Origin of the sequence: Streptomyces sp. NRRL F-2664, from assembly GCF_000719345.1 — a bacterium.
GTDB lineage: Bacteria > Actinomycetota > Actinomycetes > Streptomycetales > Streptomycetaceae > Streptomyces.
Genome location: NZ_JOFX01000065.1, coordinates 19,236 through 27,386 on the forward strand (window position 1 = coordinate 19,236; position 8,151 = coordinate 27,386).

An 8,151-nucleotide genomic window follows, 5' to 3' on the forward strand; every position below is an offset into this window, starting at 1 on the left:
GGAGCGGATCGCTAGGGTCATGATGTGTTCCGAGCGCTCCGCCCCGTGCTCGCGCGTCCGTCCGCCACGGCCCGCACGTGCGTGCTCCTCGTCCTGCTCGCCGCCACCGGCATCGCCATCCTCGAACTCGTACGGGAGCAGACCGGCACCCCGGGCTTCTTCGTGGGCCTGGGTCTGGCCGTCCTGCCGGTGGCCCCGCTCATGGCGGCCTTCCGGTGGCTGGGCCGTGCCGCGCCCGCACCCTGGCCGCAGCTGCTGTTCTGCTTCGGCTGGGGTGCCTGCACCGCTGCGCTGATCGCGATACTGGCCAACAACTTCGCCACCGAGTGGATAGCCGCGGCCACGGCCGACCCCTCGGGCGCGGACCACCTGGGTTCGGTCGCCGTCGCCCCGGTGGTGGAGGAGAGCGCCAAGGCGGCCGCGCTGGTGCTGGTGTTCGCGTTCCGAAGACGGCATTTCACCGGCCCCGCCGACGGTTTCGTGGTGGCCGGCTTCACCGCCACCGGATTCGCGTTCACCGAGAACATCCTCTACCTCGGCAACGCCTTCGTGCAGGACCTCGCCGCCGGCACCGGCGTGCTGGACTCGGTGACCGCGGCCACCTTCTTCGTGCGCATCGTGCTGTCGCCGTTCGCACACCCGCTGTTCACGGTGCTGACCGGGCTCGGTTTCGGCGCGGCCGCCGTGAGCGCGCACCGCGCGCGCCGGGTCTTCCTGCCGCTGCTGGGCCTGGCGCTGGCCATGGGCATGCACGCCCTGTGGAACGGCTCCGCGCAGTTCGGGGACAACGGTTTCTACATCGTGTACGCCTGCGTGATGGTCCCCGTGTTCGGGACGCTGGTGTGGCTGGCGGTGCGGATAAGGCGCCGTCGGCTGCGGGCCGTCGCCGGCGAGCTGGCGCTGTACGCGGCCGCCGGCTGGCTGGCCCCCGCGGAGGTGCCCGCCCTGGCGTCCATGCCGGCGCGGTCGCTGGCCCGCGCCCTGGCGCGGCGCAGCGGGGGCCGGGCCGCGGGCCGCGCGGTCGCCCGCTACGAGGCGGACGCCGCCGCGCTGGCACTGCTGCGGAACCGGGCGCGCCGCGGCGGACCACTGCGCGAGGCGGATTTCACGCGCCGGGAACGGGAGTTGCTGCACCGGATGTGGCGGCGGCGCGCGACGGCGGGACCCGCGCTGGCCCGGGCCGCGGTGATGGAGGAGCTGCTCCCGCCCTGGTTCGATCCGCTGGGGCCGGCGACCGGGGCGGAGGTGCCCGCTCCGCGGAGCGAGGACCGCCCGGCAGACCCGGGGGAGAAGCGCCGGGGGGACCCCGGGGAGCTGCGGCGGGGAGGCCGGCGGGCGGAGCCGTCCCTCAGACGTTGAGGCCCTTGGACTCCAGCCACGCCAGCGGGTCCATCGTCGATCCGCCCTTGCGCACTTCCAGGTGGAGATGGGGCCCGGTGACGTTCCCGGTGGCACCGACCCGGCCGATGGTGTCGCCGGCGCCGACCGCGCCCGAGGTCACGGACATCGAGGACAGGTGGCAGTACCAGACCTCGGTGCCGTCCTGGAGCTCCAGGACGATCCGGTAGCCGTACGCCCCGGACCAGCCGGCCGAGGTGATCTTGCCGGCGCCCACGGCCTTGACGGGGGTACCGGTCGGGGCCGCGAAGTCGAGGCCGGTGTGGTGGCCGGAGGACCACATGGAGCCGGCGACCCCGTAGTGCGAGGTGAGGGTGTAGGCGGAGGTGGGCAGCGACCAGCTTCCGGCCGCCGCGGCGGGGCGCTCCTGCGCCGCCGCGGCCTCAGCGGCCTTCCTGGCGGACTCGGCCTCCTCGGCGGCCTTCGCCTCGGCCTGCGCCTTGGCCTCCTCGGCCGCCTGGCGTGCTGCTTCCAGCTTGTCCTTGGCCTCTTGGGCGGCCGCCTGCTGCGCGGCCTGCTCGGCCTCCGCACGCGCCTTCGCCTCGGCGGCCTCGTGCTGCGACTCGGCCTGCTGGAGGATCCGGTTGCGCAGGATCTCGCCGGCGTCCGCGCTCCGGTCCGCCTGCTGCGGGATGATCCCGGTCGTCCCGCCCTGCCCGGCCGCGTCCGCCGCAGCGGGACCTCCGCCGCCCTGGCGGCCGTTGTCCCCGGGCATCAGGTCGGGGAGGGAGGGCAGGGATATCGCGACCTGCGGGCGGTCCTGCGCGGTGGCGATGCCGCTCGCACCGACGGCGGCGATCACACCGACGCCGAGGACGGTGGAACTGCGAGCAAGTCCCCCGCGCTGCTTGGCGACGCGGTGCTTGCCCCGGACCGGACGGACCGTGTCCTCGGTGGGGTTCCACTCGCCCCAGGCGCCCGCAGTGGGCGGCTCCTGGATCTCGATGCCTTCGGACGCAGGCGAGTTGGAGGCCACCGGGGCACACTCCTCATGGGCACGCACGCGCACGGTGCCGTCTCTTGCGACGGCCGGGACGACCGCGCTGCGTTATCGAAAGGTAATAGAAGTGAGGGAGTGATTCCAAGCTGTTGCGCTTGATCGTTCATACCAATCAGCCACTGACTGACGCGCTTTGGCCGTTCCTTTTCGCCTGAAAAATGGACCAAGTCGGTCAATTCTCAGTGGAATCAGCCACCTCTTCAGCCACACGCCTCACATGACCTACCGTCAGGCACCTTGCACACAGCGGCCGTTCGACTACGAGCAGTGACATACGCCCCGGTCGCACGGGGCCGGGGACACGACGAAGGCCCGGCTCCCAAGGGAACCGGGCCTTCGCCTTCAGTAGCGGGGACAGGATTTGAACCTGCGACCTCTGGGTTATGAGCCCAGCGAGCTACCGAGCTGCTCCACCCCGCGTCGGTGAACACCACTCTACGCCATCTCGAGCAGCCCCGGCGCCATTAAGCCGCCACCCCACCTCCGGCTCGGCATTGCCGCAGGTCAAAGGCCGAAAGTCGACCACAACCGACATCCTTCAGACGAAGATCATTTCTGTTGCGCGCCGGTGACACTGCACGGATGGTTCCGGGATCGGATCCGGGCGAAGATTCATCCGTCGCCGCGGCCCGGGGGGAACACCGGCCGACCGGCACCGACCACACCCACCCGCTCGGCGCTCCGCCGAAGCCCTCGTGATTCCTGGGGGGAGTCCACCATGTCCGTCCGCACCGCAGCCGCCGTCGCAGTCGTCGCCGGCGTCGTCACCACTCTGCTGCCGCTCTCGGCCACCACCGCGTCCGCCGCACCCGCCGCCGGCGACCACGCCGTGCTGCGTACGGAGATGGGCGCACCCGTCCCCGGCGGCCCGCTGACCCGCGGCGGCGCCACGGAGACCTTCGACCTCACGGTGGAGAACCCGACCGGCAAGCCCGTCGAGTACAAGCCGTGGCTGCTCCTCGACCCGAAGGGTCCGAGCCTGCTCACGGAGGACGACGTCGTCTTCTCGGTCGAAGCGGTGGACGCCCCGGCGACCCGGTCCACGGTCGGTCTGCAGGACGGCGACTGGCAGGGCATGTTCGCCCCGTCCGGCGCAGGGTTCGACCAGGGCTTCGACATCCCCGCGAACGGCAGGATGACCTGGAAGGTCACTCTCGGCCTCGGCAAGAACTACCCCACCAACAACGGCGACTTCACCTTCACCGCCACCAGCCACAACAACTCGGTCGCGCCCGGCGGCTCGGACTCCCACCTCTTCACGGTCGGCCCGCGGACCGAGGCGGGCGCCCTGAAGTCCTGGTTCAAGCAGGTCAGTTCGGGCAAGGACGGCCAGGAGCAGCGGGCGTACCTGGACCTGAACCACCGGGCCACCGGCGACGGCGTCTTCAACGTGCCGCTCGCCACCAGCCTGACCCTGTCCCACCCGGGCGAGCAGGAGGCCGACTTCCGCCTGCAGGCCCTCATCGACGGCCGCTGGCAGGACCTGAAGGCCGAGGACGGCCGCTACGAGCTGCCGCGCATCGACAAGGGGTTCGGCGCCGCCTCCGGCGTGCACACCCAGCCGCTCCGCCTCAGCCTGGGCAAGAACACCGAGCTGAAGAAGCGCACCCTGATCACCATGGAGGCGCAGGTCCGACAGGCCGAGGGCAACACGTGGCCGCTCTCCACCGTCCCGGTGCTCTTCCCGCTGGTCCCGATCACCGAGCCGGCGCCCGAGCCCACCACCAGCCCGACCACCGGCACCCCCTCCCCCAGCGCCTCGCCGACCTCCGCCCCCGCGGCCCGGCCGGCCGTCGCCACCACCTCGGGCAACTCCGCCGTCACGACGACCACGGGCTCCGCCACCGGCTCCCTGGCCGAGACCGGCGCCGGCTCCTCCACCGGCCTGTACGCCGGCCTCGCCGCCGTCCTGGTCGTGCTCGGCGCGGCCGCCGCCGTGCTCGGCCGCCGCCGGCGCCGCACCACCGCCTGACCGCAGCTGCCCGCACCCCGAAGCGCCCCGCCCGAACCCTCGGGCGGGGCGCTTCACCCTGCCGTCGCGTCGCGCTGCCGGGTCAGGACGTGCGTGGTGGAACCGTCGTCCTCCCGCACGTCCCGGACGTGCGCGAAACCGATGCGGGTGAGCAGGGCGAGGGAAGCCGTGTTGGGGGCGGCCACCGTGGCGTGCACCTCCGTCAGGCCCAGGCAGTCGAAGCCGTGGGCGACGACCGCCTGCGCCATCTCGGTGCCCAGTCCGGAGCCCCAGGCGTCGGGGGCCAGGGCGTAGACGATCTCGTGGCCGTCGACCCCGTCGGTCCGCTTGATCTCGGCGTGCCCGATCAGCCGCCCGTCCCTGCGCACGGCCCAGACGTCGAAGAGGTCCTCGGCGTAGACCTTGGTGAAGATCCGCCCGAACAGGGCACGGTCCTCGGCCTCCGTGGCGGGGCCGTCGCCCATCCACCGGGAGACCCGGGTGTCCTGGAAGAGGGCCACGAATGCTTCCTCGTCCTCACGGGTGTACGGGTCGAGGAGCAGGCGTTCGGTACGCAGAACGGGAGTCACGGCGGCGACGCTACCGTCTGCGGCCCCCGGTGTTCACCCGGATTACGCCGGGCCGCCGCGGACACGACACGGCGCCCCGTCCGCGGTGTGCGGGCGGGGCGCCGGGAGCGGTAGGCCATGTCGGACTCGAACCGACAACCAACGGATTAAAAGTCCGCTGCTCTGCCAATTGAGCTAATGGCCCTCCGGGTGCTCACCCCAGAGCATAGCCGGACAGCGCCGGTCAGCCGATCGGGTATCGACCGACCGGCCTGTCGGCGTCGGTTCAGGGGCGGACCGGCGGCCGGACTCCGGCCGCTGCACGGGTGACGGAGACCGTCCCGGACGTGCTGAGTTCGCCGCCCCGGCCGTCGGCCGGGCGGGCGGTGAGCGTCCACTCGTACGCGCCGGAGAAGAGCTGCGTACCCGTCGACGACGTGCCGTCCCATGCGGGGGCGATCAGGCCGCGCGCGTCGGTGCCGGTGCGCACGAGGGTGGTGACGCCGGAGGTCTTGTTACGGACCGTCAGCTTCCAGGAGGAGACCGGCTTGGACAGCCACCAGCGGGCCTGCCAGGTCTTCTCCTGCCTGAAGTCCGCGCCGGCGGCCACGTCGTGGTCGATCGCCGCGAGCGGGGAGGCGTCACCGGCGACGCCGAGCAGGTGCACGGTCTCGCTCGCGTCGGTATAGGCCAGGCGGCCGCCGAAGCGGTCGACGGTCCACTCGGCTCCGTACCGCTTCATCTGCTGCGCGATCTCGCGCTCCCGCACGGCCGCGCCGGAGCGCAGGTTGTAGACCTCCAGGCCGACACCCCCCTGGCGCACGACGTAGCCGTCGCCGAGCTTCACGCCGTCGCGCTCCTGCTCGGGTGCGAAGGGCAGCGCGATCCGCTTGTTGGTGGGCATGTGATAGGCGGCGGGGCCGCCCCCGGAGGCGGGGCACAGCGCGTACAGCCATTCCCCGGACACCTGGACCTCCTGCGCCGAGCAGGGCATGGCGAGGGGCTGGTGCCGCACCACCTTGCCGGTGCGCAGGTCGGTGGCGGTCACGTCGTTCTGCCCGCCGCGGTCCCAGAGTTGGGAGCCCCACAGCGTGGCGGCGCCGGAGGGCCTGACGTCCAGGAGCTTCCCGGCGTCGATGTCGGCGACCACCACCCGGGAGTTCCTGTTCTCGGTCACCGTGAACATCACGTACCGGCCCGAGGCGCTGTCGATCAGGTAGGGCGCCATGGTGTCGGTGCCGGGCAGGGGCACCTGTCGGACAGCGCCGCCGGAGCGGGTCTCGCGCACGTTCAGCACGACGCCGCAGAGATTGACGGCGCTGCCGCACTCGCCCTGGCCCTTGGCCGACAGGGAGACGATCCGTCCGTCGCCCGTCGGGACGGTCCAGCCGGGGAGATCGGGGTGGGGCCAGCAGAGCGCCCGGGACTCGTTCTCGTCGCAGCTCCAGTCGGGGGCCTGCGGAGCCGGGGACGTCCCGGACACCGCAACCGTGTAGCCCTTGAGGCTGCGGGTGGGGTCCTGCTGGCCCGCGATGAGCCGCCCCTGGGCAAGGCTGAGCGTCAATCGGTCCGCGGGGTCCGGCGGCAGGTCCTGCACCTTCGTCAGTACCGGGGCGCCGTCGGGGCCGGGCGCGACCCGGTACGTGGCCCAGTGGCTGGAGTCGGTGCCCCCGGAGAAGTAGCCGGCACCGTCCGTGCCCGTGTCCAGGCCGAACTGCGACCGGGCGAGCAGGGTACGCGGGGTGCCCCCGCCGACCGGTGCCGCGGTGACCTTGTTGTCCTGGCCGTCGTAGTCCTGCGAGACCAGCCAGTCACCCACGGCGTGCGAGCGCCCGTGCGCGCCGGGGGTGTTGACGGTGCGCGTCACGGTGAGGTCGGCGCGGGAGAGCAGGGTCGCCGTGGCGGACCCGTTCTTGCGCAGCGTGGCCCACTGGGAGCCCAGCGAGTAGTCGACGTTGATCGGGTCCGTCGCGCCGTCCGGCAGGGCCAGCGGCGTCAGCGTCGCCTTGGCGTAGTCGAGCAGGGCGAGGACGTTCTGGCCGGCGGCCGACCGGTAGGTGATCAGCGCGCCCTTCTCGTCGGCCGTCCGCACCCAGAACGAGTGCGCGGCGATGGGTTCCGGCGCGGTGACGGTGACGTCCTTGCGCGGTTCGTCCCCACGGCCGATCAGGTGCAGGATGAAGCGGCCCTGGGCGTCCTGCTCGGTGGCCAGCACCTGCGTCGACGAGAAGGTGGTGGTCCAGGACCGGCCGGCAGGCGCCGCGAGGGTCTCGGTGCGGCCGGTGGCCTGGTCGATCAGGGTCAGCGGTCCCGCGGTCGTCGAGGACCCGTCGCGGTACTCGCAGCCGACGGTGTCGCCCAGACTCATCCAACGGCCGTCCCGCCCCGAGGGGCAGTCGGCGAGGGGCACTTCACGACCGTCCTCGAAGCTCTTCCAGTACGCCCTCCCGGTGCCGGGCGGGTAGAGCATCACGCCCTTCGGGCCGGCGCTGGAGACCGACCCCCGCGAGGGCTCCTGGTGCGGCAGCGGAGCGATCGTCAGTTCGTCGGCGGCCGCGGGTCCTGCGGCCGCCGGTACGGCGGTGAGGGCGCCGATGCCCGTGGCCAGTGCGAGCGCGGCTGCGCCCAGCACAGATGACCGTCTCATGTGTTCCATCCCCCAGAGCGAAGCGTCGGGGGGCGGGCGCCGGTTCGCGCCTGCAGTCTCCCCCACCGCAAAGTTCGGATCGTAGCAAGACGCGACAGGCCCCCACGACCGGAGTCGTGGGGGCCTGTCAGGGGGTCAACTGCTCAGCCGACGTCAGCCGTTGCGCTTCCAGCGCGGCTTGTCGTCACGGCGGAAGCCACCGGAGGGGCGGTCGTCGCGGCGGAAGCCGCCACGGTCACCACCGCGGTCACCGCGGTCGTCACGGTTGAAGCCACCCGACGGACGCTCGTCACGACGGAAACCACCCGACGGACGGTCGTCACGACGGAACCCGCCGCGGTCGCCGCGGTCGTCGCGGTTGAAGCCGCCGGAGGGGCGGTCGTCACGGCGGAAGCCACCGGAGGGGCGGTCGTCGCGGCGGAAGCCGCCACGGTCACCGCGGTCGTCACGGTTGAAGCCACCCGACGGACGCTCGTCACGACGGAAACCACCCGACGGACGGTCGTCACGACGGAAACCACCGGAGGGGCGGTCGTCACGGCGGAAGCCGCCACGGTCACCACCGCGGTCACCGCGGTCGTCACGG

General features: G+C 72.5%; 6 protein-coding genes and 2 tRNA genes. 3 read left to right on the top strand and 5 right to left on the bottom strand.

The genetic code is table 11. The features are described 5' to 3' along the window. The first annotated feature begins 24 nt into the window (after positions 1-24). Entirely contained in the window at positions 25-1,359 is a 1,335-nt protein-coding gene (locus tag IF89_RS0132400) for a PrsW family intramembrane metalloprotease (RefSeq protein ID WP_078628657.1), read from the top strand. Here IF89_RS0132400 and IF89_RS0132405 read toward each other — a convergent pair. Together IF89_RS0132405 and IF89_RS0132410 are read right to left on the bottom strand one after the other, a co-directional pair. Further along, positions 1,349-2,374 (bottom strand): M23 family metallopeptidase, encoded by a 1,026-nt coding sequence (locus IF89_RS0132405; RefSeq protein WP_030775698.1) that lies wholly within the window; start codon positions 2,372-2,374, stop codon positions 1,349-1,351. The genes IF89_RS0132400 and IF89_RS0132405 overlap by 11 nt on opposite strands. A 370-nt stretch (positions 2,375-2,744) precedes the next feature. Next, positions 2,745-2,818: transfer RNA gene (locus IF89_RS0132410), tRNA-Met, on the bottom strand. A gap of 298 nt (positions 2,819-3,116) precedes the next feature. On the opposite strand from IF89_RS0132410, the gene IF89_RS0132415 reads away from it, so the two are divergent. Beyond that, positions 3,117-4,370, top strand: a complete 1,254-nt coding sequence (locus IF89_RS0132415) for an LAETG motif-containing sortase-dependent surface protein (protein WP_030775700.1) — start codon at positions 3,117-3,119, stop codon at positions 4,368-4,370. Between the two features lie 53 nt (positions 4,371-4,423). Here the strand turns inward: IF89_RS0132415 and IF89_RS0132420 are convergent, their stop codons facing one another. The 3 genes from IF89_RS0132420 to IF89_RS0132430 form a co-directional block, all read right to left on the bottom strand. Then, complete coding sequence (locus IF89_RS0132420) at positions 4,424-4,939, bottom strand: GNAT family N-acetyltransferase (protein WP_030775702.1); 516 nt, start codon at positions 4,937-4,939, stop codon at positions 4,424-4,426. 111 nt (positions 4,940-5,050) lie between these two features. After that, positions 5,051-5,123, bottom strand: a tRNA-Lys gene (locus IF89_RS0132425). Positions 5,124-5,204: 81 nt separating this feature from the next. Next, positions 5,205-7,565 (bottom strand): hypothetical protein, encoded by a 2,361-nt coding sequence (locus tag IF89_RS0132430; RefSeq protein WP_158717981.1) that lies wholly within the window; start codon positions 7,563-7,565, stop codon positions 5,205-5,207. On the opposite strand from IF89_RS0132430, the gene IF89_RS49165 reads away from it, so the two are divergent. Beyond that, positions 7,566-8,151 (top strand): hypothetical protein (locus tag IF89_RS49165; RefSeq protein WP_199820593.1); only part of this gene is annotated, 586 nt, incomplete at its 3' end. It abuts the gene before it with no gap.